The sequence below is a fragment of the Peribacillus sp. NPDC097198 genome, assembly GCF_044762055.1.
Taxonomy (GTDB): Bacteria; Bacillota; Bacilli; order Bacillales; family DSM-1321; genus Peribacillus.
In genome coordinates this window covers 80,072-104,244 of the sequence record NZ_JBIWDO010000004.1, presented here as the reverse complement: position 1 = coordinate 104,244, position 24,173 = coordinate 80,072, and the positions used below count along the sequence as shown (strand labels likewise).

Sequence of the window (24,173 nt, the reverse complement as noted above, 5' to 3'; positions counted from 1 at the left end):
ATGAAATTACGAAAAAATGCGCAAATAGATTGCTTTGAGGGAAAGCTAACCGTAAAATTAAGAATTAGTACATATCCAACTTTAAGACAGAAATTACAGAAAGTTGAGGTTCTAACATGACAGAAAATAAACCTACAGCATTAATCATGATTTTTGGCGCTACCGGAGATTTAGCGAAACGAAAGCTGTTTCCTTCGATATATCGACTATTCCAAAAGGAAAAAATCAATAAATTCGCAGTGGTGGGTGTCGCCAGAAGGCCATTAACCAATACTGAGTTTCAAGCAAGTGTAAAAGACTCCATCCTGACATTTGGACATGCGGAGGAAAAGGTTGATGAATTCGTTTCCCATTTCCACTATCATTCACATGATGTAACTAGTTCAGAGTCCTATTTACAATTAAAGCAGGTTGCTGATAATTTAGACGGCCAGTATGATCTGGAAGGCAATCGTATCTTTTATTTAGCGATGGCACCGGAGTTTTTCGGAACCATTGCCGAACAGGTAAAAGCCCAAGGCTTGACCGATACCAAGGGTTACAAACGCCTTGTCATCGAAAAGCCATTTGGGCACAGTTTTGAAACAGCACAAATCTTGAATGAGCAAATACGTACCGCATTTGCTGAAGATGAAATTTATCGAATCGACCATTACCTGGGCAAAGAAATGGTACAAAACATTGAAGTCATCCGTTTTTCCAATGCCTTATTCGAACCACTATGGAATAACCGTTATATTTCCAACATCCAAGTTACTTCAAGTGAAACACTTGGTGTCGAGGAACGTGGGCGTTATTATGAAACGAGTGGCGCCTTACGGGACATGGTCCAAAACCATTTATTGCAAATGGTCGCCCTGCTTGCCATGGAACCTCCGATTGCCTTGACTACAGAAGAAGTCCGCAGCGAAAAGGTCCGAGCATTACGGTCACTCCGACAAATGAAAGTGGACGAAGTCAAAGAATATTTCGTCCGTGGTCAATATGGCTCAGGTACGGTAGGGGAACAAACACTCCCTGCTTATCGTGATGAATTGAATGTCGATCCTGAATCTAATACAGAAACCTATGTTGCGGGTAAATTGATGATTGATAACTTCCGCTGGGCGGGTGTTCCTTTTTATATCCGTACTGGTAAAAGAATGGATGTAAAATCAACGAAGATCGTTGTTCAATTTAAAGACATTCCAATGAATCTCTATTACAAAACCGAAGAAACCTTGCAACCAAACCTTCTTGTCATCCATATCCAACCTGAAGAGGGTATTTCCCTTTACTTAAATGTGAAGAAATCGGGAACGACGATGAATACGAAGCCAGTGAAGTTGACGGTTTCCAACAAAGGAATCGAACATATCAATTCACCTGAAGCTTACGAAAAGCTTTTATTTGATAGCATGCGTGGAGATGCCACAAACTTTACACATTGGGATGAGGTCGCACTTTCTTGGAAATTTGTCGATACCATTTCGAATGCCTGGGAAAATACGAAAGAAGCCTCTTTCCCCAATTATGAAGCGGGTTCGACAGGACCAAAAGCATCCGATGAGCTTTTAGCAGAAGATGGACATGTTTGGTGGCAAATCGAAAAAGAAAAAAGAAATAATCAGTAAACTAATAAGAGGATGCAGTGAACCTGCATCCTCTTCTCTATTTTATGAGGCACTCTTTTTGATGATTTTCTCTCGAATGGCATGGATAAAATCCTTCGATTCTGAATCTGTTCCATGATTAAGCCAAAAAGTCACACTTGATTCAATAACCACAAAAAATAAAACAAGGGCTACGATCATCCAGATGAAGTGCATAAATTCAACCACTCCTTTTCTTGCTTCACTATACGCTCATCATCCCATACATTTTATACAGGTACATAAACTGTTAAAGATGGTTGCTATAAATCTTACTACTTTCGGCATAAAAAAGAAATATACAAAGTACCCATTTTTTCATTGAGTTCAGTTTATTATTTCATCTCTCCTTTTTCCATATAGCCGAATGATACCGTCCAGCTGTGGTAACAATATAAATGGTGTTCTTTATCTGAATACCACTACTAACCGATGCGGAGGGATTTACGATGGATGTTCGTGAAGGATTAATTCCAACAGCGTTAGGAACTGCCGTAACTGCTGCAGGTTATGCCATGAAGCAGAACCGTGGCTCAAACAAGATGGTCGCTAATACGGTTTTTGGTTTCGGATTGGCACATGTTGTATTAGGGGTCATTGACCTTGTTGAGCATCGACGTTAGTAGAAGAAGGGAGCACACTTGTGCTTCCTTCTTTTTAAGTTGTCGAATAAAAAAACTGGCTAAAATAGAATGTCTATTCCAGCCAGTTTTTTTGATTATTTGTCCATCCATTCAGTGTGGAAGGTACCTTCTTTATCGATCCGTTCATACGTATGTGCTCCAAAGTAATCGCGTTGAGCTTGAATTAAATTGGCCGGAAGCGTTTCTGTACGGTAGCTATCGAAATAAGCGAGTGCAGAAGACAAGCAAGGAACTGGAATGCCGTTCAACACAGCGGTAGAGACCACTTCACGCAAAGCTCCTTGATAATTTTCGGCAATTTCTTGGAAATAAGGATCTAGAAGCAAGTTGTTCAAGTTTGCCTCGCGATCATATGCATCTTTGATTTTTTGCAGGAACTGAGCACGGATGATGCAGCCCCCACGGAAAATCATCGCGATGTCCCCATATTGAAGGTTCCAGTTATTCTCTTCAGATGCAGCCTTCATTTGAGCGAAGCCTTGTGCATACGAACAAATTTTACTCATATAAAGCGCTTTGCGAATGCTTTCAATCAAAGCCTTTTTATCACCGGTAAATTTAGCTTCCGGACCGCTGAGGACCTTGCTTGCTTCTACCCGCTCTTCTTTTATGGCTGAAATGTATCGTGCAAAAACGGATTCCGTTATGATTGGAAGTGGTACACCAAGATCCAGTGCACTTTGGCTCGTCCATTTACCTGTACCTTTTTGGCCAGCTTTATCTAAAATGACATCGACCATGGGCTTACCTGTCTCTTCATCATAGCGTTTGAAAATATCAGCAGTGATTTCAATAAGATAGCTATCCAACTCTCCCTTATTCCATTCAGTGAACACCTCATGAAATTCTTCAGCGGACAGACCCAGAAGATTTTTCAAAAGGAAATAAGATTCCGAAATCAGCTGCATATCACCATACTCAATTCCATTATGCACCATCTTCACATAATGTCCGGCACCACCTGGTCCGATATATGTACAACATGCATCCCCATCAACCTTGGCAGAAATATCCTTCAAGATAGGCGCTACCAAATCATATGCTTCCTTCTGCCCGCTTGGCATGATGGAAGGACCAGTCAGGGCTCCTTCTTCCCCTCCTGAGACACCAGTTCCAATGAAATGAATACCAAGTTCACTCAATTCCTCATTGCGGCGCTGCGTGTCCTTGTAGAACGTATTCCCGCCATCAATGACGATGTCCCCTTTTTCAAGAAGCGGCTTAAGTTGATCAATGGTTGCATCCGTAGCGGCACCCGCTTTTACCATCAATAGAATTTTCCTTGGTGTTTGAAGCGAATTCACGAATTCTTCAAGCGTATATGCCGGTACTACATTTTTGCCTTTCGCTTCTTCCATCATTTCGTCCGTCTTTGCAGCGGAACGATTATACACGGAAATTGAATACCCTCTGCTTTCGATATTAAATGCAAGGTTCTTACCCATTACAGCAAGTCCGATAACGCCAATTTGTTGTTTTGTCATGATTACCTTCCCTTCATTTGGATGTATGTCACCTTAGTCCATTTTTACTTCTGGTTCGCTCAAAAAAGTCTTTGCTAAAACTGGTATTCGTACCAATTGACCGTTCTTTCAAAGTAAGGCCCTTTTTAATAATATTTTCTCCATACTTATTTTGCAAGTGTTCCATCACTTCGTATAAAGGTTCTTTGTCAGCATCCTCTTCAAAGGAAAAGATATCGAGTTGTTTGAATGCAGATTCTTTTTCAATGACATCATAAGCCGTTACACCTAACAGGCGAATGGCCTCTCCATTCCAATTCTTCAAAAACAGCTCAGTAGCCCAATCCGAAATATCCGTTTTTTCAAAAAATGGATTGGAAACCATCTTACTTCTTGTAATGGTCCTCCAATTTTTATAACGGATGGTCACTCCAATCTTCTGACCTAGCAAACGTTTATTCTTCAAACGTACTGCAACTTTTTCCGAAAGCTTCTCCAATACCCCGACCAGCTCTCTTTGATTGGTAGTATCCTTAGGCAGGGTTGTCGAGTTCCCAATGCTTTTATGGTCAAAAATGGCCTCTGGATCAACAAGTCGCGAATCCATTCCGTTAGCCCGTTCCTTCAAACGGATGCCATTTATCCCTAGCAACTGTTTTAACTGGGTTTCGTTGGCCTTGGCAAGGTCTCCAATTGTCTGGATACCGATTGTCTGGAGTTTTTCTGCCGTTTTACCCCCAATCCCATGCATCTCCACCACCTGTAAGGGCCAGAGAACCTTGGGAACATCTCTTTTCCTTAGAACCGTGATCCCCATCGGCTTTTTCATATCCGATGCTGTTTTAGCCAAAAATTTATTTGGGGCGATGCCAATGCTACAAGGAAGATCCATTGTATTATATATACGCTCTTGAATACTTTTGGCAATTTCCAAAGGTGAACCCCATTCTGCACACTCACTGATATCCAGATACCCTTCATCGATGGAAACAGGTTCAACTATTTCCGTATACTGCCGCAATACTTCAAATATGGCGAGGGAAGCCTTTCGATATCGCTCAAAATTCGGCTTTTTAATGATTAATTGAGGGCATAGTTTTTTGGCCTGCCAAATGGGCATGGTCGTTTTAACACCATATTTTCTAGCTTCATAACTACAGGTAACGATGATTCCCCTTCTTTCTTCAACATTACCGGCAATTGCTAATGGCTTCCCTTTCAATGATTCATCATAGGACATTTCCACAGATGCATAGAAACTATTCATGTCTACATGGAGAATGACCTTTCCATTTTTAGGATACATATCCTTCATGTGACTGTCACATCCTTGTTGGTACAAATCTCAGGAAATTGGGTCCATATAAACTAAATCTTCTTCATTAAGATACCCCAATCTAACCTTGATAACCATTGAAGTAGTGCTTCATTCTAAGAAAAACAGTCATCATATTACTGATGACTGTACATATATTCCTGTATCCCTTTTATGTCCACTAAAGATGAACGAGTTTTTTTGGATCATTATTAATGTGACAAGTGACTTCCAATATTCGCTACACCCTGCATATATTCGGTTTTTTGGTGGCTAACACGCCAATTTACGATATTCTCGGGAAACTACTTCATCCATCTTCGCGTAATTATTCTGCCGAAACTTCCTGAATGATACTGATGACCATTTCAGCCAACTTTGTCAATTCTTCCACTGGAATTCTTTCATTCGTTGTATGAATGTCTTCATAGCCGACTGCTAGATTAACCGTAGGAATGCCAAATCCAGCAATTACATTTGCATCACTACCGCCGCCGCTTTTCACCAATTCGCATGGACGGCCAATTTTCTCTGCCGCTTTTCTTGCAACTTCGACCACATGGTCACCTGCTCCATATTTAAAGCCTGGATACATGACATTGACTTTCACTTCGGCCCGTCCGCCCATTTCGATGGCAGCAGTCTCGAAAGCTTCTTTCATTCTTGCTACTTGTTTTTCCATTTTTTCAGGAACCAATGATCTTGCTTCTGATAAAATTTCAACATGATCACAAACGATATTCGTTTGTTGTCCACCTTGGAAACGTCCGATATTGGCTGTCGTTTCATCATCAATGCGGCCTAAAGGCATTCTTGAAATGGCTTTGGCAGCAATCGTAATGGCAGAAACCCCTTTTTCAGGAGCTACGCCAGCATGGGCGGTCTTGCCTAAAATGGTTGCAGCTACCTTGGCTTGAGTAGGGGCAGCAACGACGATATTCCCAACTTTACCATCACTGTCAAGAGCAAAGCCGTATTTTGCCGTTACAAGAGAACGATCTAGAGCTTTTGCTCCTACTAACCCTGATTCTTCACCAACGGTAATGATGAACTCAATTGTTCCGTGCTCAATATTCTGCTCCTTAATCACTTTCAACGTTTCTAACATAACAGATAAACCTGCTTTGTCATCTGCCCCTAGAATCGTCGTTCCATCTGACACTATGTATCCATCTTTAATAGACGGTTTGATACCGTTACCTGGTACGACCGTATCCATATGTGATGTGAAATAAATGGTATCTACGCCAGGTTTCGTGCCTTTCAGCGTACAAATTAAATTACCAGCCCCATGACCCGTAACAGACATTGTATCATCTTCAAAAACATCCACGCCAAGTGCCGTGAATTTTTCTTTTAAAACTTTAGCTATTGCTGCTTCATTTTTAGTTTCTGAATCAATTTGCACCAATTCAAAGAATTCACTAACTAACCGTTCTTCATTAATCATCATTTAAACCTCCATAAAAGTAATCCTTTATAAGTATATCTCTAAAGCCGTTACCCGGCAAATAATCCGATAGGAAGATCTCCTTTCAATAAAAACATAAAAAAGCAAAAAAAGGAGCCTGGTTTCAGGCTCCCCTCATACTGGTACTTACAACGGAATATTCCCGTGTTTTTTCCATGGACGGGTTTCTTTTTTATTACGTAGCATTTCAAGCGATTGGATGATTTTAATTCTTGTTTCACGAGGGTCAATAACATCATCGACCATTCCAAGACTTGCCGCTACATATGGATTTGCAAACTTTTCACGATATTCCTCAATTTTCTCTGCACGTGTGGCTTCAGGATTCTCACTATTTTTAATTTCACGGGCAAATATGATGTTTGCAGCTCCAGCTGATCCCATCACCGCAATTTCAGCATTTGGCCAAGCAAACGTAAGGTCTGCCCCGATGGATTTACTATTGAGGGCCACATAAGCACCACCATAGGCTTTACGGAGAATGATCGTTAATTTTGGCACAGTTGCTTCTGAATAGGCATATAAAAGTTTCGCACCATGGCGGATGATCCCACCATGTTCTTGTTTAACACCAGGGAAAAATCCAGAAACATCTTCAAAAGTGATCAATGGTATATTGAATGAATCACAGAATCGTATGAACCTGGCAGCTTTATCAGATGAATCAATATCGAGTCCACCAGCCAACACTTTAGGCTGGTTACAAATAAGCCCCACTGATTTCCCTTTAATGCGTGCTAGACCAACCACGATATTCTTCGCAAACCCTGCTTGCACTTCCATAAATGAATCCTCGTCGACAATTTGATTGACCACTTTTCGGACATCGTATGGACGAATGCCTTCATATGGGACAACGTCCGTTAGATCTGGACGATAGTCGTCTTCATCTGTCGCTTCCAGAGCCGGTGGCTTTTCTTGGTTGTTTTGCGGGAGATAGCTTAAAAGACGTTTAACATCAGCTAAAACTTCTTCCTCCGAAGCACCCATGAAATGAGCATTACCACTGACCGTGTTATGTACCTTCGCTCCACCTAATCCTTCAGATGAAATTTTTTCCCCTGTCACCGTTTCGATAACTTTCGGTCCTGTAATGAACATCTGGCTTGTTTTCTCAACCATGAAAACAAAATCCGTAATGGCTGGTGAATAAACCGCGCCACCTGCACATGGACCCAATATGACAGAAATCTGAGGGATCACACCAGAATATATCGAATTACGATAGAAAATTTGACCGTATCCATCAAGGGAGACAACCCCTTCCTGAATCCGAGCTCCGCCAGAATCGTTCAACCCGATGAAGGGAGCACCATTTTCCGCAGCCAAATCCATAACATTGGCAATTTTCAGAGCATGCATTTCTCCGAGCGCCCCACCAAACACGGTAAAGTCTTGAGAGAACAGGTAAATGTCACGACCATTGACTTTCCCATAACCAGTTACTACTCCTTCTCCCGGTCCTTCTGCTTTTTCCATGCCAAAATTGGTGTTCCGGTGTTTGATAAAGGGATTCAGCTCAACGAAGGTACCCTCATCCACTAGAAGTTCGATTCTTTCCCTCGCCGTTAGTTTTCCTTTTTCGTGTTGCTTTTCAATTCTATCTTCCCCGCCGCCCATTTCTACCTTTCGGCGTCGATCGTACAAGTCATTGATAGTTTCATAGATATCAGTCATTTTTGCTCCTCCTTTAATTCAGTTCTTTCACATAGCTCATATAGGACACCCGACGTCGATTTAGGATGGATAAAAGCGACATCTGCGTGATGTGCCCCTTTTCTTGAAGTCTCATCAATCATACGAAGACCGGATTCTTTTATTTCCTGGATTCGATCCTCTATTCGCTCTACACCCAAAGCCACATGGTGAATCCCTTCACCCCGTTTTTCAATGAATTTAGCGACGGCGCTATCAGGAGATAACGCTTCCAATAACTCTAAACGAGTATTCCCTGCTAGGATAAATGCCACTTTAACGCCTTGGCTCTCAACCGTTTCTATTCCTTCAAGCTCCAATTTCAATGTTTCAGTGTAAAGCGGCAAGGCTTCCTCTATTGATTTAACCGCAATCCCGATATGATCAATATTCTTAATCATTTTACTATTCCCCCATACTATGTACTATTTTCACTCTATTGAATTTTCTATCAATTCATTATGTAACTATACCATTCTTTTGAATAATGAGAATATTGCACTTTTGCTTGTTTCTCCTATATGTTCAAGTTAAAATGAAAATAATCATACTGTTTGAGGAGAGAACATAATGAAAAATAAAAAAGTAAGAAAAGTTGTTGTCTATCTCATGCTTATCTCGATGTTATTGACGACCTTACTATCAGGCATCGCATTTTTATTGTAATAGGCTGCAGGAGGGGAGCTAAAAGCTTCCCTCTTTCTTATTTGATAGCCCCTATATTTCTGGCTAACGTGTTGAAACTTTCATTTGATAGAGTTATTAGAACCTTTGTCCCAATCGGAACCTTGTCATATAACCGCTCTACATCCGGTTTATGCATCCTCACACAACCATTGGAAATGTATTTCCCGATTGAGGATGGTTGATTGGTTCCATGTATCCCATAAATCCTGCCATCTGTATTCCTGGCATCAAAACCAATCCATCTTGACCCAAGCGGATTTCTGGGATCTCCACCAGGGATATTCTTTTTTCGATAGTAAGGATTAACCGCTTTTACCTTGACGGTAAATAACCCTTCAGGCGTCAATTCCTGACTCTTGCCTGTTCCGACTGGAAGTATCTCTTGTACCACGTTGTCGTCAATGAAAGCCAGTTTATTATTCGCTTTATTGATAATAATGAATGGCTCTCCGTGATTTACGGTTTGAGCAAGGGCCTGAGATGGTACAGCTGACAAGACAAGCAATAACAATAAAGAAAGGATTCGTTTCATTTCTATCAGTTCCTTTACTTTTTTGCTTAGTTTAAGCCAACGGCCTCTTTTTCATTCGATTATGACTCTCCTTAGGGAATCCCTTGAAAGAATGCTTAAGCAATAAATAGCGTTCCATTTCCTTCATAAGCTGCAATAAAGCTGCACGTGATTCAAACTCTTCCCGGGTTTGAGGAAGTTCCATCCCCTTAAAAAACTCTTCCATTTCCTCAAGTTGCCTCAAGTAAAGGATCGCCGTATTTTGAGGATGAACATTTTCAGCCAAATCCTCTATAAAGTCTGCCAATATACCGCTTTGCTTCACTCTTAAAGGAATATTTGTGACCAAAGGGAGAATCCTCTCAATAATTTCGAATTGCTTTTCCCTCATTTTGAAATAATGATAATGGAGATCTTCTTCCCGAAGAAAATGATTCTCCACATCCCTAAAGGCAAGACTTTTGGCTTCATTAAGAAGATTTGCTGTTTTTGTAATTTCCTTTCCATCCCATGTATGGTCATTATCCCGTAAATAGCGGACAACTGCCATTAAGATAGCACTAAAATTCATCTCAATTCTATCCTGGTAAGCAATTAATTTTTTTTCCACACTAGGCATGTATAGATTCATGATAAGTGCCACACCCACTCCAACGACAATCAAAATCGTTTCATTGACGAGCAGTGCAATAGTAATCTTTCCAGAGCCATAGAGATGTAGGATGATGACACTGCTTGTAACTATTCCCTGGCTAACATTCAAGGCAACTGTAGTCGGGATGAAGATGAGAAGGATTAGCCCGATTACAAGGGGATGGAAAGCTATACCCTGAAACAGTAAAGTAGAATAAAGCATTGCGATCATACAAGCCAAAAATCGATGCCAGGAGGCAAATACCGATTTCCTTTTTGTAACCTGTATACACAAAATCGTTATGATGCCAGCAGAAGAGAAATTATTCAAACCCAGCAATTGTGCAATAATAATTGCGATGGATGCCCCCATAGCAGTTTTAATCGTTCTATACCCGATTTTGAACATTGTTATGTATCACCTTGCTTCTTTCACTTCTATTATAATACTATCAGCTATTCAGATAATTTTACAGTCCTTTATGAAGGAAAATTCTAAATTATTAATAATTCATTATACCTATGATACATTATTTGGGTAAAATAAAAAAGGTAACTAAAGTTACCTTTTTTCACTACATGTTCATTTTTTTCATTTTAAAGCACTTTTTGAAGAAAATCTTTGGCACGCTGGCTTTTCGGGTTGGAAAAGAACTCATCCGGAGCACCTTCCTCAACAAGCAAGCCGCCATCCAAGAATAGAACCCGATCGGCCACTTCTTTAGCAAATCCCATTTCGTGCGTAACAATTAACATTGTCATCCCGGTATGGGCCAGTGACTTCATAACGTCCAATACTTCTTTTACCATTTCCGGGTCTAATGCGGAAGTCGGCTCGTCAAACAGCATGACTTCCGGATTCATGGCCAATGCACGTGCTATGGCAACCCTTTGTTTTTGCCCGCCGGAAAGACGATTTGGATACGTTGTTTCCTTATCAGCCAATCCAACTTTATTCAAAAGCTCTCTTGCCTGTTTCACAGCGTCTGCTTTGGATAACTTTTTCACCTTCATAGGCGCATATGTCAGGTTCTCAAGCACCGTCTTGTGTGGGAATAAATGGAAATGTTGAAATACCATCCCGACATTCTCACGGACTTTCATAATATTAGTCTTTTTATCCGTAATATTTTGATCTTTGAACCAAATCTGTCCATCAGTAGGTGTTTCAAGCATATTGATACACCGGAGAAAAGTCGACTTTCCTGATCCGGAGGGACCGATTATCGCTAGGACTTCACCCTGTCCAATTTCTGTACTGATTCCTTTTAGAACGTTAAGTTTGCCATAACTCTTTTGAAGCTGATCTATTTTAATCACTGCGTCTCATTCTCCTTTCGATCACTTTACCTAAGATAGTGAGAATCATGACCATCACATAATAAATGAGACCGGCAAATAATATCGGCTCGAAGAATTTATAGGTCTCACCACCGACAATATAAGAACGGCGCATAATATCGCCTAAACCGATGATGGTTACCACGGCGGATTCCTTCGTTAAGGAAATGATTTCATTCACTAAAGAAGGGAGAATGTTCTTGATGGCCTGTGGCAAGATGATATTCAACATCATACTTGAATAAGGAACCCCAAGGGCAAGCGCGGCTTCCCGTTGCCCTTTATCGACCGCTAATATACCACCCCTGATGATTTCCGAGATATACGCGGCAGAGTTTAAGCCGAAAGCCAAGAAAGCAGCCTGAAACGCTTCGATTTGAATCCCTAAAATTTGTGGGGAACCAAAATAAATAAGCATTAATTGTAAAACTAATGGTGTACCGCGGAAAATCGATGTATAAAAGTCAGCAATCCAATTTAACGGCTTAATTCTGCTGATTTTCAGTATGGATAAGATGATCCCCAAAACAAAACCGATTACAGCCGCAACCGCCACAACTTTTAGTGTAGTCGGTATTCCCTCCATGATATATGGAAGGGAAGGCATAATCCTTTCAAAATCCAGATTCACTCCATTCATCCTCTCTTATAAAGACCTATAAAGGCCTTCCTTATTCACTTTATACTCAATAAAGCGTGGAAAAACGCTCAGAAGGCGTATTTTATCACTTCTGAACGTTTTCCCTTTTCTCTGTATTATTTAGTTTCACTGCCACCGAACCATTTTAGAATTAATTTTTCCATTTCACCATTTTCCAACATTTCGTTCAGTTCAGCATTGAAATCTTCCGTTAAATCACTGCCCTTTTGGAATGCAATAGCGGAACCAGCGTCTTCTTCCCCAGTTTCCATCTCATATCCTACTAAATCCGGATTGTCTTTCAAATATCCTTTAGCAACTGTATCTTCAATAATCACGGCATCAAAACGTTTCGCAACCATTTCCTGGATGATTTCAGGAATACGATTCCGTTTTTCAATCTTCATCCCGATATTTTCATTTTTATTCAAGTCATTTGCCAATGTCTCTTGAATGGAAGCAAGCTGTACGCCTACCGTTTTCCCTTTTAAATCATCTACCGTTTTTATCTTGCTGCCATCTGTCGTAATGATCATGTTTTTCGCTGTATAATAAATATCACTAAAATCAACGGATTTCTCACGTTTCGGTGTTGGAGTCATTCCAGAGATAACAAAATCCACCGATTTATTTTCAAGTGATGGAACAAGACTGTTAAAATCAATATCCTTCACCTGGATTTCATATCCTAATTTCTTACCGATCGCTTTAGCGATATCTACGTCAAATCCTTTGATTTCATCGCTTTTGGATGTTTCAACATATTCAAACGGTGGATAATCCGCAGATGTTCCCATTACTAGCACTTTTTTATCTTTATTACCTGATGTATTCTCTTCTTTTTTCTCTGAGGTTCCACATGCTGCTAAAATACCTACTAATAAAACAGAAGTAAGCAACAATGCTACCCGCTTTTTCAATTTCATCATTATTCCTCCAAGTAGTTTTTGATTCTTGTATGAGCCAATGGCCAAATTACGATAAACTTAAACTCGTATGCGAACTAATATTCATGCACTCTTGTGTATTTTAACACATTCTTATAATTATTCAATAAGCTTAATGAAAAATTTATTTTTTAGAATATTATTTTAACCAAATTCTAATATAATACTCTACCTACTACAAAATACACCTGGTTAACCAACCAATTTCTTCCGATTCCAACTGATTCCAAGCAAATTCACCAATAAAAAAACCGCCAAACTCGGCGGTTTTCCTAAAAGATACTAGTAAGCTTAATGCATAAGCAAAGTCTTACACTTCTTCACAATATTCATCGAAGTAAGCTTGCAATTTTTCCACTACAGACATTGGATGATGACCCTCGATTTCATGACGCTCAATCATCGTGATGATTTTTCCATCTTTCAGAAGAGCGAATGATGGTGATGATGGTGGATATCCTTCGAAATAATCACGGGCCTTCTCAGTCGCTTCCTTATCTTGACCTGCAAAAACAGTTACAAGCTGATTAGGACGTTTATCGTTATGAATCGCATGGGCTGCAGCTGGTCTAGCAATTCCCCCAGCACAACCACAAACGGAATTGACCATAACTAGCGTCGTACCCTTTTGGGCCAATACATCTTCTACTTCCTCAGCAGTCGTCAGTTCTGTATATCCAGCAGTCTTAATCTCATCGCGAGCTTGTTTGACCACGTCATTCATTAAAAAATTGAAATCCATATTCATAGTATAGTGCTCCTTCCAGCTTTTTCTCTTCACCACTATCATAACAATTGACGAAGCCCGATTCAATCAATTTAACTGGCCATGATTAAAAACATCAAGATTCCAATTGGTGATAAGAAAGGGAGAGCTATATCCGTTCGTTATCTGTGGGACCGCATTCATTCGAACTTAAGGATTCAGAGAACGATTGAAATGCTTGTTGTACGGCTTTAGTGACCGTTTTATTACCGGACATCACTTCATTTTCAAGCTTGGGCAGTAAGCCTTTGACAGTATCATTTTTATAGAACATGGTTTTAAGCTGATGGTCTATTAATGAATACAACCACTCTTTGGATTGCATTCTTCTCCGTTCCTGAAAAACACCCGATAACTTTGTTGTCTGCGAAAAGTCCTGTAATACGTCCCAAATTTCAGGAATCCCTTTTCCTGTAACAGAAGAACATGTATACGCTTTTCCAGCCCACCCTTTAGTGGCAGGCTGAAGGAAATGGAGAATACGACTGTATTCCGACCTTGTCCTGTTCGCAAGCGGAATGTTTTCACCGTCTGCTTTATTGACCACTATACCATCAACAAGTTCCATGATTCCTTTTTTCATGCCCTGCAATTCATCTCCGGCTCCTGTTAGGACAAGCAACATGAAAAAGTCGACCATACTTCGGACAATCGCTTCACTCTGCCCTACACCCACCGTTTCAATCAAAATCACATCAAAACCGGCCGCCTCACAAAGTAACATCGTTTCCCTCGTTTTCCTATGCACCCCACCCAAAGTTCCTTCTGATGGGGAAGGTCGGATAAAAGCTTGAGGATTCCGTGCCAGTTCCTCCATCCTCGTCTTATCCCCAAGGATGCTCCCTCCATTAATCGAGGAACTTGGATCGACAGCGAGTACCGCAACCTTATATCCTTTATTACATAAAAACGTTCCAAAGGTTTCGATGAATGTACTTTTACCAGCCCCAGGGACACCTGAAATGCCGATGCGGAGCGAAGCACCTGTGTGTGGGAGAATTGAGTGCAAAAGTTCTTGTGCCAACTCGAAATGATGTTCGGCATTGCTTTCCACTAATGTGATCCCTTTAGCAAGCTTTGCTCTCTCCCCTGTCAAGATTCCATCTTTCAATTGCGGTATCGAGATTCTCTCATTTTTCTTTTTGATAAATCTACTTTTTGATGCTTTATTATGACCAGCATCCAATTCCACACCTGGCTTTAACGAAGAAGCAAAACCATCCTGATTGTTAGGATCGACCCATTCCGGCTTCTTATCTTCACTCATTACTGTGCCACTTCCTCATATCCTAGGCGATGGTATATTTCTTGTAGCACTTTTTTAGCTGCCTGTGGGATGACCGTGCCAGGTCCAAAAATCGCTGATGCGCCGTTTTGCATTAAATAATCATAATCTTGTGCTGGGATGACTCCACCGACAATGACGATAATGTCTTCCCGGCCCAATTTCTTCAACTCGGCCATCAATTGCGGCAATAGTGTTTTGTGGCCGGCAGCGAGCGAGCTCATCCCAACAACATGCACATCATTTTCCACAGCCTGAAGAGCGGTTTCCTCCGGTGTTTGGAATAGTGGCCCGATGTCAACATCGTAGCCTAAATCAGCAAACCCCGTACCAACCACTTTCGATCCTCGATCATGGCCGTCCTGCCCCATCTTAGCCATCAATAAACGAGGGCGTCTGCCTTCATTTTCAAGAAATTCGTCAGTCATGGCAATTACTTCTTCAATTTCCGCCTCTTTCGAATAAGCTGAGCTATAAACACCACTAATAGAACGGATGGTGGCCTTATGGCGACCAGCCACTTCTTCAATTGCATCGGAAATTTCCCCAAGTGAAGCGCGGACTCGAGTTGCCTGTACTGCCAATTCAAGCAAGTTACCTTCACCAGTTCGTGCCGCTTGCGTCAATGCCTGAAGAGCTTCATCGACTTTCGCCTGATCTCTTTTTTCTTTAAGGATGCTTAAACGCTTAAGTTGACTTTCGCGGACGGCGGTATTATCTATCTCCAAGATTTCAATCGCATCTTCTTTTTTCAGGCGATATTTATTGACACCCACGATTGTTTCATCTTGAGAATCGATTTTAGCTTGACGTTTTGCTGCCGCTTCTTCAATCCTCATTTTCGGAAGACCGGTTTCAATCGCCTTTGCCATGCCCCCAAGACCTTCAATTTCTTCGATATGAGCCCAAGCCCTTTCAATCAGTTCATTTGTTAGCGATTCGACATAATAAGAACCTGCCCATGGATCGATGACCTTTGTAATGCCAGTCTCCTCTTGAAGATAAAGCTGTGTATTCCGGGCAATGCGTGCTGAGAAATCGGTTGGAAGGGCAATGGCCTCATCCAATGCGTTCGTATGCAAAGATTGGGTATGGCCCAAGGCAGCTGCATGCGCCTCGATCAGTGTTCGTGCTACATTATTGAAAGGATCTTGCTCTGAAAGGCTCCACCCCGATGTTTGGGAGTGTGTTCGTAAAGCCATCGCTTTCTTATTCTTCGGTTCAAACTGTTTCATTAGTTTTGACCATATGAACCGTCCCGCTCTCATTTTTGCCACTTCCATGAAATAGTTCATTCCAACAGCCCAGAAGAACGACAAACGAGGGGCAAATTTATCAATATCGATACCGGCTTTCATTCCTGTCCTTGCATATTCCAGGCCATCCGCCAACGTATAAGCAAGCTCGATATCTGCAGGTGCTCCAGCTTCTTGTAGGTGATAACCGGAAATGGAAATAGAATTGAACTTTGGCATATATTTTGAAGTATATTCAAATATATCAGCAATGATTTTCATCGACATCTCGGGTGGATAGATATACGTATTCCTAACCATGTATTCCTTTAAGATATCATTTTGAATGGTACCAGAAAGCTTATCCTGGGTGACTCCCTGCTCCTCGGCTGTAACGATATAAAAAGCAAGAATAGGTAAAACCGCTCCATTCATTGTCATGGATACCGACATTTGATCGAGTGGTATTCCATCAAATAGGATCTTCATATCCAAAATCGAGTCTATCGCCACACCCGCTTTTCCTACATCCCCAACAACACGAGGATGATCCGAATCATAGCCGCGATGTGTTGCCAAATCGAAGGCCACCGAGAGACCCTTTTGACCCATCGCTAAATTCCTGCGGTAAAATGCGTTGGATTCCTCTGCAGTTGAGAACCCTGCATATTGTCGTACTGTCCATGGCCGGTTCACATACATGGATGGATAGGGTCCCCTTGTATATGGAGCAATTCCCGGTACACTTTCCATGTGCTCCAAATTCTGACTATCTTCTTTCATATATAATGGTTTAACCTTGATTTGTTCATTCGTTTCGAATAAAAGTTCCTCGATGTTTTGTTCAACTGCTGCTTCTGCCTCTTGTTTCCATAATTCAACTGTTCCTTTACGCTCAGACTTAGCAGGATTTATGGTAGAGAAATTTGGTTTTTTCATTGTTCATTCACCCCTAGCTCTTGTAGTAGTTCTGTCAAGACCGCCACAACATTCGTTTTAACATGGATAAAGTCGTCCGCTCCAGACTCCAATAAAACGGTCTCCAATTCTGCCGATTGCTTTCCAGCGACATATAGCTTGATGTGTGGGTATTGCTGTTTAATCTCTTTTATGATGGATTCCGCCTTATCCGAGTAATCAAGATCACTTCCACATACACAGTATATGGAAAGCTTAGTTTCAGCTATATAATCCACCGCTTCCTTACTATCATGGCATCCTTCACTTTCCATCGTTTCAATTCCACCGGCTGCAACAAAGCCTTTTATAAAATCAGCACGAGGCTTATAAGATTTAAGTTCATTCAAGTTAATAAGGCCGATTGTCGGTGCTTTCCCGCCATTTTGTTTACACTCTTCACTTCGTAATCTTAACTGTTCAAATTGGGATGATATACGATCTAACTTGATTGGTGTAATATCTACTGGCCCCTGAACCACCATATATGATCTCTGTGTTTCAGTTGTAGGAACTTTGATTTTATCGGTAGGGTTCGGATAAACGTTGGTACCAATAATACTTTCTTTCCGTAGTGCCGCATTCTGGACCCTTTCCTCGTAGACTTTTGCTATGTCTGCTTGTAAAGCCCCTTGCATAATGGCATCAAGTACCCCGCCTGACTCGTCAATCTCAAGGAACTTCACCCATGCTTTATCAGCCAATTCATCCGTCAATTGCTCGACATACCAAGATCCGCCGGCAGGATCGACCACCGTTGTGATATTCGTTTCCTCTTTAAGGATTAAATGCGTGTTGCGTGCTATTCTTTCCGAAAATTCATTACACTCACCTGAAGCATGATTAAATGGATGGATCTGCAAGTACTGAATCCCTCCAATTGCTGCAGTAAATGCTTGATTCGTGGTCCGCAGAATATTCACGTGTTGATCATAGAGCGTTTCTGTCAACTCGGATGTAACTGCATGTATAACCATTTTAAAATACTCGGCATCCTCTTCAAAAGCTTCCGCTAGACCAGCCCAAAGTCTTCTAGCCGCCCGTATCTTCGCAATCGACATAAAGTAATTGGAATCCACTGCAAAGGAAAACACGATCTTTCCGACAATATCCCGTACGGAAATCCCTTGTTTTTGCCCTTCCCATATATATTGGACAGCAACTGCCAATCCATAGGCAAGCTCTTGAATTGCATTGGCTCCTCCATTATGAAAACTAGCCGTGTTAACAAGAATTGACTTTAAGTCCGGACCAATCTGTTGATAATCTTGGATTGTTTTTGCCCATTCGGCAAAATATGTTTCTGTATCTTCAGGAACTTGACCACCGACTAACCATTCTGCAATCGGATCTTCTGCAAGCACACCCTTAATTTGCGCATTTTGTTGATTTGCAACAGCTTTGAATTGAGGGAATAGTTCCTTTTGCTTTCCCTTCAGGTCAATGAAAACGGGAAGTTCATTTAATGATAGGCCATTAAAAAGTTTTGAAACCCTCGCACCCTCCGCAAGAAGATGAGCTGGATAGACGATAATATTCTGACCGCGCTCTAGTGCGGCGTGCATCTTTTCATTTGCCTCGTCAGCCGTGATACCGCTTACAGGCTGTACGACAAACCATGGCTGCTCGTAATAACCGGTCGGAGCAATTCCACGTGTAAAGGGAGCAAATCCGGGAAGCTCTGTTTGTTCTCCATCTGAAACAGATTCCTCTGTATAGAGGGGATTTAAAGTAATGCCTTCATATGTATTCGTTTTTAATTTTTCGACACTTCTGCCTTTTAAACTAGTTTCTGCCGCTTCCTTCCACTCTTCTAATGAAGGTTTTGGAAAGGATATGTTTTTTACATCTTTCAATTCCATTTTAATCGCTCCCTTATATTTTGCTTTCCTACTGGTTCAATCGTCAATACGTAGACCGAACGCTCAGTCAATTACATAAGAAAAACACTCTCCCATCAATTTATATATATTCTATCATAATATTCTTATAATTTTAGCTAATATCAAAACCTGTTAAAAAAACCATATGATAGAAGATGGAGAATAATTATGAGAAGAGCCTCTATAAAATAATAGCAAAAATAAAAATATTGTCGACTATTTTCTAAATACTCTTATATTTCTATTCATAAACAGTTAAAGAGGCACAGAGAAAAGGAAGCACCTTTATGGTTACCTCCTTCTTTCTCCCTATTAATAAACAGATGTATTATCTGAGGTTATTTTTTCAATAATTTCTTTTACTCGCGCTAAGAATCTGCCGCATACAAGACCGTCCAATACCCGATGATCTAGTGATAAACATAGGTTGACCATATCACGGACCGCTATCATGTCATTGATGACGACAGGTCTTTTTACAATGGTCTCCACTTGTAGAATCGCTGCCTGGGGATGATTTATAATTCCCATGGACTGGACCGAACCAAATGAACCAGTATTATTGACAGTGAAAGTGCCGCCTTGCATATCCTCGACTCTTAACTTTCCTGCTTTCACCTTTGATGCCAGGTCATTGATTTCCCTAGCAATCCCTTTGATCGACTTTTCATCTGCATTTTTTATGACCGGAACAAATAAAGCATCTTCCGTTGCGACCGCGATTGAAATATTAATTTCTTTTCTTTGAATGATTTTATCGCCTGCCCACATTGAATTGATCTGAGGAAATTCGGTTAGAGCCTGCGCAATCGCTTTAACAAAGAATGCAAAGTAGGTTAAGTTATACCCTTCTTTTTGTTTGAAATCCGATTTAAGTGAATCCCTAAGTTTAACCATATTCGTCGCATCAACTTCAACCATTGTCCATCCATGTGGAATCTCATGCTTACTTTTCGACATATTCGAAGCAATTGCTTTCCTTACCCCAGTTACGGGTATTTCTCTATCTCCAGTCATGCTAGGAATGACAGTTTCTTTCTCATTTGATGGCAATGATTGGGGCAGATGTTCTTTTGGCTCGGAAGCAGTTCTTACTTCAGCTACCGATTGAGGGAGGTTTCCGGACTCAATGAGTTTCAATAAGTCTTTACGCGTTATCCTTCCTTCATTCCCCGTCCCATTCACTTGAGAGAGATCGATATCATGTTCCTGGGAGAGCTTTAGTACAGCGGGAGAAAACCGGACTTTATTCGGAGTCGGAGTTTCTACGTTAGGCTTCATGCTATTAACTGCATCATCATTTTTCTCTGCTGGGTCTTCTTTTTCCTCTTCCTTGGGCTTGGTTGATTCGACCTCAATGGAACATATAACTTCCCCCACAGCCAGCGTTTGATTCTCATCCGCCTTTAACTCCTTAACAATCCCCGTAAAAGAAGAAGGAACTTCAGCGTTTACTTTATCCGTCATCACTTCAGCTAGTGGATCATACTTCGTCACGTGATCTCCTGGCTGAACAAGCCATTTACTTATGGTCCCTTCTGTCACGCTTTCACCAAGCTGGGGCATTTTCATTTGTTCTATCGCCATCATTTAATCCTCCTTCTTTTCTATTAAAATTCAGCCAGTTCTCTCATCGTCTTCTCCACTTTATCAGGGGTAACCATAAAATATTTTTCCATTGTAGGTGCATAAGGCATTGCAGGGATGTCCGGACCAGCCAGTCGCTTGATTGGGGCATCCAAATCGAATAGGCAATGCTCGGCAATGATGGCTGCAACCTCACTCATGATGCTACCCTCTTTATTATCTTCTGTAACCAATAAGACCTTACCCGTTTTGGAAGCCGCTTCTATGATGGCTTCCTTATCCAACGGATATACGGTGCGCAAATCTAAAATATGCGCTGAAATACCATCCATTGCTAGTTTTTCTGCCGCTTGGAGAGCAAAGTGAACACAAAGCCCATAGGTTATGACCGTAATGTCCTCTCCCTCTCTTTTCACATCAGCTTTACCGATTGGCAGTACATAATCATCATTCGGAACTTCGCCTTTAATCAAACGGTACGCACGCTTATGTTCAAAGAAAAGTACCGGATCCTCGTCGCGAATGGCAGCTTTAAGCAAGCCTTTTACATCATATGGGGTGGAAGGCATCACAATTTTCAATCCTGGTTGGTTCGCGAACATAGCTTCCACGGATTGGGAATGATATAACGCTCCGTGAACTCCGCCACCATACGGAGCACGGATGACCATTGGGCAGTTCCAATCATTATTGGAACGATAACGGATCTTTGCCGCTTCGGAAACAATTTGATTTACAGCGGGCATGATAAAATCCGCAAATTGGATTTCGGCAATAGGTCGTAGTCCATACATGGCTGCCCCAATTCCTACACCAGCAATCGCTGACTCTGCAAGGGGCGTATCGATGACCCTTGATTCACCGAATTGCTCATATAGACCATTTGTCGCCTTAAAGACTCCGCCCTTTTTCCCGACATCCTCCCCCAAAACGAATACTCGCGAATCTCTTTCCATCTCTTCGCGCATTGCCATTGTCACCGCATCTATATAAGAAATTACCGACATCCTTTTCCCCCCTTACTTTTGTTCGTAAACATGATCCATAGCGCTTTCAGCTTTCGGATATGGAGCATGTTCGGCGTAATCTGTAGCTTCGTTCACTATTTTCATCACTTCATCATTAAGTTGTTTTTCAAGGGTTTCATCCATGATACCCGCTTCCTTTAAATACGCTCCAAAAGTCATGATGGAATCTTTTGTTTTCGCTTCAGCCACTTCTTCAGCTTCACGATAACTGCGGTCATCGTCATCACTTGAATGGGGAGTCAGCCTATATGAAACGGTTTCAACTAAAGTGGGGCCTTCTCCTCTACGAGCGCGATCAGCCGCTTCTTTAACCGCTTTATATACCTCCAACGGATCATTGCCATCCACCGTGATTCCAGGCATGCCGTATCCAATTGCCCGGTCCGATACCTTTTCACAGGAAAGCTGTTTGGATATAGGAACGGATATGGCGTATTGGTTGTTTTCACACATAAGGATGACTGGAAGCTTATGGACGCCTGCAAAGTTGGCCCCTTCATGAAAATCACCTTGATTGGATGAACCTTCCCCAAACGTGACGAATGTCACCAAATCCTTTCCTTCCATTTTCCCTGCAAGGGCAATTCCCACTGCATGTGGTACCTGTGTAGTTACCGGAGAAGAACCCGTAACGATCCGGTTTTTCTTTTGTCCAAAGTGACCTGGCATTTGCCTTCCCCCGGAATTGGGATCCTCGGCTTTGGCAAATCCTGATAGCATCAATTCTTTCGCCGTCATTCCAAATGACAAGACGACTCCGACGTCCCGATAATAAGGCAATACGTAATCCTTTTGCCGATCCAAGGCAAATGCAGCTCCAACCTGTGCAGCTTCTTGCCCTTGGCAGGAAATCACAAAAGGAATTTTCCCTGAACGGTTCAACAGCCACATCCGCTCATCCATCCTACGTGACAGCAGCATGGTCCGATACATATCTAATACAGTTTCATCATTCAAGCCCAATTGTTCATGACGTGTTTCCACCATTATCAAAAAACCTCCTCCTTTTTTATGAGTGAATGGCAAGGCCATCCACTGCGAGAGCTGCCTCTCCGATTGCTTCCGAAAGACTCGGATGGGGGTGAATCGTCTTTGCCACTTCCCAAGGGGTGGCATCCAGTACCTTTGCCAGGCCAGCTTCGGAAATCATATCCGTAACATGCGGACCAATCATGTGGACACCCAGAATATCATTCGTTCTTTTATCCGAGATGATTTTGACAAATCCATCCGATTCCCCATAAACAAGGGCTTTACCGACAGCCCGGAATGGAAACTTTCCAATTTTCAATTCATATCCATCTTTTTTGGCCTGTTCCTCTGTCATGCCGACGCTTGCTGCTTCTGGACTGGAGTAGATGCATTTCGATATAAGCGAATAGTCGATCTTTTCCGTTTTTTTTCCTGCCATGTGTTCAACTGCCGTCAATCCCTCATGTGAAGCAACATGGGCCAACTGCAAACCGCCGATGCAATCTCCAATCGCGTACATATGCGTCTCTTTCGTTTGGAAAAATTCATTGGTGACAATATATCCATTTTCAATGACGATATCCGTATTATCCAAACCAATCGATTCAAGATTAGCCTTTCTTCCAACGGAAACCAATAGTTTATCTGCCTCGAACTCCTCGAGTTTTCCGTTGATTTCTGCAGTGATGGACACTGATTTATCTTTTTTCAGCGTCTCTGGAAACACCTTAGCGCCTGTATGAAAAGTAATGCCTTTTTTCTTCAATAAGCGAAGCATTTCATCCGAAATTTCATGATCTTCTGTGGGAATGATTTTATCTGCATATTCTAGTACCGTTACTTCCACACCAAAGTCATTTAACATCGAGGCCCATTCAATACCTATCACGCCTCCACCAACTATAATGATTGATTTTGGCAAGCTGTCTAGCTGAAGTGCTTCATCGGAAGAAAGGACAAGATCCCCATCAATCGATAAACCTGGTAATGATTTTGGGCGTGAACCGGTAGCAATGATGATATTTTGTGGAATCAGCATTTCATTTTCACTACCATTATTCATTTCCACGGAAATTGTTCCTGGCATTGGTGAAAAGATGGAAGGTCCAAGTATTCGGCCTATTCCTTCGTAAACGTGGATCTTCCCTTGCTTCATCAAGTGCTGGACCCCTCTATAAAGCTGGTCGACCACCTTGTTTTTCCGTTCCTGGACTTTGCTGAAATCCACATTCACGTTTTCTGTGAAAATACCGAATTCCTCACTTTTGATAGCCGTTTGGTAAACCTCTGCACTTCTTAACAAAGCTTTGGAAGGAATACAGCCTTTATGTAAACATGTCCCGCCTACCTTTTCTTTTTCAACGACTGCCGTTTTTAAACCAAGCTGTGCCGCCCTGATTGCTGCAACATACCCTCCGGTTCCTCCGCCAAGAATGACAAGATCATATTCTTCAGCCATGTTCATTCCTCCTTGTTGGAAAT

General features: G+C 41.6%; 22 protein-coding genes. 3 read left to right on the top strand and 19 right to left on the bottom strand.

Annotated features, from left to right (window positions below; translation table 11 throughout):
- The first annotated feature begins 116 nt into the window (after positions 1–116).
- Positions 117–1,613 carry a glucose-6-phosphate dehydrogenase gene (gene zwf / locus ACIQXQ_RS08235; RefSeq protein WP_402869348.1) on the top strand — a complete coding sequence of 499 codons (1,497 nt, stop codon included), beginning with the start codon at positions 117–119 and terminating at the stop codon, positions 1,611–1,613.
- 42 nt (positions 1,614–1,655) lie between these two features.
- Here the strand turns inward: zwf and ACIQXQ_RS08230 are convergent, their stop codons facing one another.
- A complete protein-coding gene (locus ACIQXQ_RS08230; RefSeq protein ID WP_402869350.1) occupies positions 1,656–1,808 on the bottom strand; it encodes a hypothetical protein in 153 nt (50 codons plus the stop codon).
- Between the two features lie 272 nt (positions 1,809–2,080).
- On the opposite strand from ACIQXQ_RS08230, the gene ACIQXQ_RS08225 reads away from it, so the two are divergent.
- The gene (locus tag ACIQXQ_RS08225) at positions 2,081–2,254 is read left to right on the top strand and encodes an asparagine synthase (protein WP_402956599.1); all 174 of its coding nucleotides are present in this window, start codon (positions 2,081–2,083) and stop codon (positions 2,252–2,254) included.
- 95 nt (positions 2,255–2,349) lie between these two features.
- Here the strand turns inward: ACIQXQ_RS08225 and gndA are convergent, their stop codons facing one another.
- The 5 genes from gndA to mce all read right to left on the bottom strand — a co-directional run bounded on the left by gndA (position 2,350) and on the right by mce (position 8,620).
- Positions 2,350–3,759 carry an NADP-dependent phosphogluconate dehydrogenase gene (gene gndA / locus ACIQXQ_RS08220; RefSeq protein WP_402869354.1) on the bottom strand — a complete coding sequence of 470 codons (1,410 nt, stop codon included), beginning with the start codon at positions 3,757–3,759 and terminating at the stop codon, positions 2,350–2,352.
- 28 nt (positions 3,760–3,787) lie between these two features.
- Positions 3,788–5,053: a DNA polymerase IV gene (locus tag ACIQXQ_RS08215; protein ID WP_402956597.1), complete on the bottom strand. Its 1,266-nt coding sequence runs from the start codon at positions 5,051–5,053 to the stop codon at positions 3,788–3,790.
- Between the two features lie 328 nt (positions 5,054–5,381).
- Positions 5,382–6,503, bottom strand: a complete 1,122-nt coding sequence (locus ACIQXQ_RS08210; protein ID WP_402956969.1) for a tripeptidase T — start codon at positions 6,501–6,503, stop codon at positions 5,382–5,384.
- A gap of 147 nt (positions 6,504–6,650) precedes the next feature.
- Complete coding sequence (locus tag ACIQXQ_RS08205; protein ID WP_402869359.1) at positions 6,651–8,201, bottom strand: acyl-CoA carboxylase subunit beta; 1,551 nt, start codon at positions 8,199–8,201, stop codon at positions 6,651–6,653.
- Positions 8,198–8,620: a methylmalonyl-CoA epimerase gene (gene mce, locus ACIQXQ_RS08200; RefSeq protein ID WP_402869361.1), complete on the bottom strand. Its 423-nt coding sequence runs from the start codon at positions 8,618–8,620 to the stop codon at positions 8,198–8,200. Before mce ends, ACIQXQ_RS08205 begins: the two co-directional genes overlap by 4 nt.
- A gap of 169 nt (positions 8,621–8,789) precedes the next feature.
- On the opposite strand from mce, the gene prli42 reads away from it, so the two are divergent.
- Positions 8,790–8,885, top strand: a complete 96-nt coding sequence (gene prli42, locus ACIQXQ_RS08195) for a stressosome-associated protein Prli42 (RefSeq protein WP_402869363.1) — start codon at positions 8,790–8,792, stop codon at positions 8,883–8,885.
- A gap of 37 nt (positions 8,886–8,922) precedes the next feature.
- Here the strand turns inward: prli42 and ACIQXQ_RS08190 are convergent, their stop codons facing one another.
- The 13 genes from ACIQXQ_RS08190 to lpdA form a co-directional block, all read right to left on the bottom strand.
- On the bottom strand, positions 8,923–9,438 hold the full coding sequence (locus ACIQXQ_RS08190) for a L,D-transpeptidase (RefSeq protein WP_402869365.1): 516 nt from the start codon (positions 9,436–9,438) through the stop codon (positions 8,923–8,925).
- A 31-nt stretch (positions 9,439–9,469) separates the two neighbouring features.
- A complete protein-coding gene (locus ACIQXQ_RS08185) occupies positions 9,470–10,459 on the bottom strand; it encodes an aromatic acid exporter family protein (RefSeq protein WP_402956594.1) in 990 nt (329 codons plus the stop codon).
- 188 nt (positions 10,460–10,647) lie between these two features.
- The gene (locus tag ACIQXQ_RS08180) at positions 10,648–11,370 is read right to left on the bottom strand and encodes an amino acid ABC transporter ATP-binding protein (RefSeq protein ID WP_402956592.1); all 723 of its coding nucleotides are present in this window, start codon (positions 11,368–11,370) and stop codon (positions 10,648–10,650) included.
- Positions 11,363–12,022, bottom strand: coding sequence for an amino acid ABC transporter permease (locus ACIQXQ_RS08175; protein WP_402869370.1), 660 nt, complete (start codon positions 12,020–12,022; stop codon positions 11,363–11,365). The genes ACIQXQ_RS08180 and ACIQXQ_RS08175 overlap by 8 nt, the downstream gene beginning before the upstream one ends.
- Positions 12,023–12,147: 125 nt before the next feature.
- Positions 12,148–12,951, bottom strand: a complete 804-nt coding sequence (locus tag ACIQXQ_RS08170) for a transporter substrate-binding domain-containing protein (RefSeq protein ID WP_402956967.1) — start codon at positions 12,949–12,951, stop codon at positions 12,148–12,150.
- A gap of 337 nt (positions 12,952–13,288) precedes the next feature.
- On the bottom strand, positions 13,289–13,726 hold the full coding sequence (locus tag ACIQXQ_RS08165) for a BrxA/BrxB family bacilliredoxin (protein ID WP_402869372.1): 438 nt from the start codon (positions 13,724–13,726) through the stop codon (positions 13,289–13,291).
- Between the two features lie 127 nt (positions 13,727–13,853).
- Positions 13,854–15,011 carry a methylmalonyl Co-A mutase-associated GTPase MeaB gene (gene meaB / locus ACIQXQ_RS08160; RefSeq protein WP_402956589.1) on the bottom strand — a complete coding sequence of 386 codons (1,158 nt, stop codon included), beginning with the start codon at positions 15,009–15,011 and terminating at the stop codon, positions 13,854–13,856.
- Entirely contained in the window at positions 15,011–17,203 is a 2,193-nt protein-coding gene (gene scpA / locus ACIQXQ_RS08155) for a methylmalonyl-CoA mutase (protein WP_402956587.1), read from the bottom strand. The genes meaB and scpA overlap by 1 nt, the downstream gene beginning before the upstream one ends.
- Positions 17,200–19,083: a methylmalonyl-CoA mutase family protein gene (locus tag ACIQXQ_RS08150; protein WP_402956585.1), complete on the bottom strand. Its 1,884-nt coding sequence runs from the start codon at positions 19,081–19,083 to the stop codon at positions 17,200–17,202. The genes scpA and ACIQXQ_RS08150 overlap by 4 nt, the downstream gene beginning before the upstream one ends.
- Positions 19,084–19,416: 333 nt before the next feature.
- Positions 19,417–20,691: a dihydrolipoamide acetyltransferase family protein gene (locus ACIQXQ_RS08145; RefSeq protein ID WP_402869380.1), complete on the bottom strand. Its 1,275-nt coding sequence runs from the start codon at positions 20,689–20,691 to the stop codon at positions 19,417–19,419.
- Positions 20,692–20,714: 23 nt separating this feature from the next.
- Entirely contained in the window at positions 20,715–21,698 is a 984-nt protein-coding gene (locus tag ACIQXQ_RS08140; RefSeq protein ID WP_402869381.1) for an alpha-ketoacid dehydrogenase subunit beta, read from the bottom strand.
- A 12-nt stretch (positions 21,699–21,710) separates the two neighbouring features.
- Positions 21,711–22,706 (bottom strand): thiamine pyrophosphate-dependent dehydrogenase E1 component subunit alpha, encoded by a 996-nt coding sequence (locus ACIQXQ_RS08135; RefSeq protein ID WP_402956965.1) that lies wholly within the window; start codon positions 22,704–22,706, stop codon positions 21,711–21,713.
- A 22-nt stretch (positions 22,707–22,728) separates the two neighbouring features.
- Positions 22,729–24,150, bottom strand: coding sequence for a dihydrolipoyl dehydrogenase (lpdA, locus tag ACIQXQ_RS08130; protein ID WP_402956583.1), 1,422 nt, complete (start codon positions 24,148–24,150; stop codon positions 22,729–22,731).
- Positions 24,151–24,173: the final 23 nt, after the last annotated feature.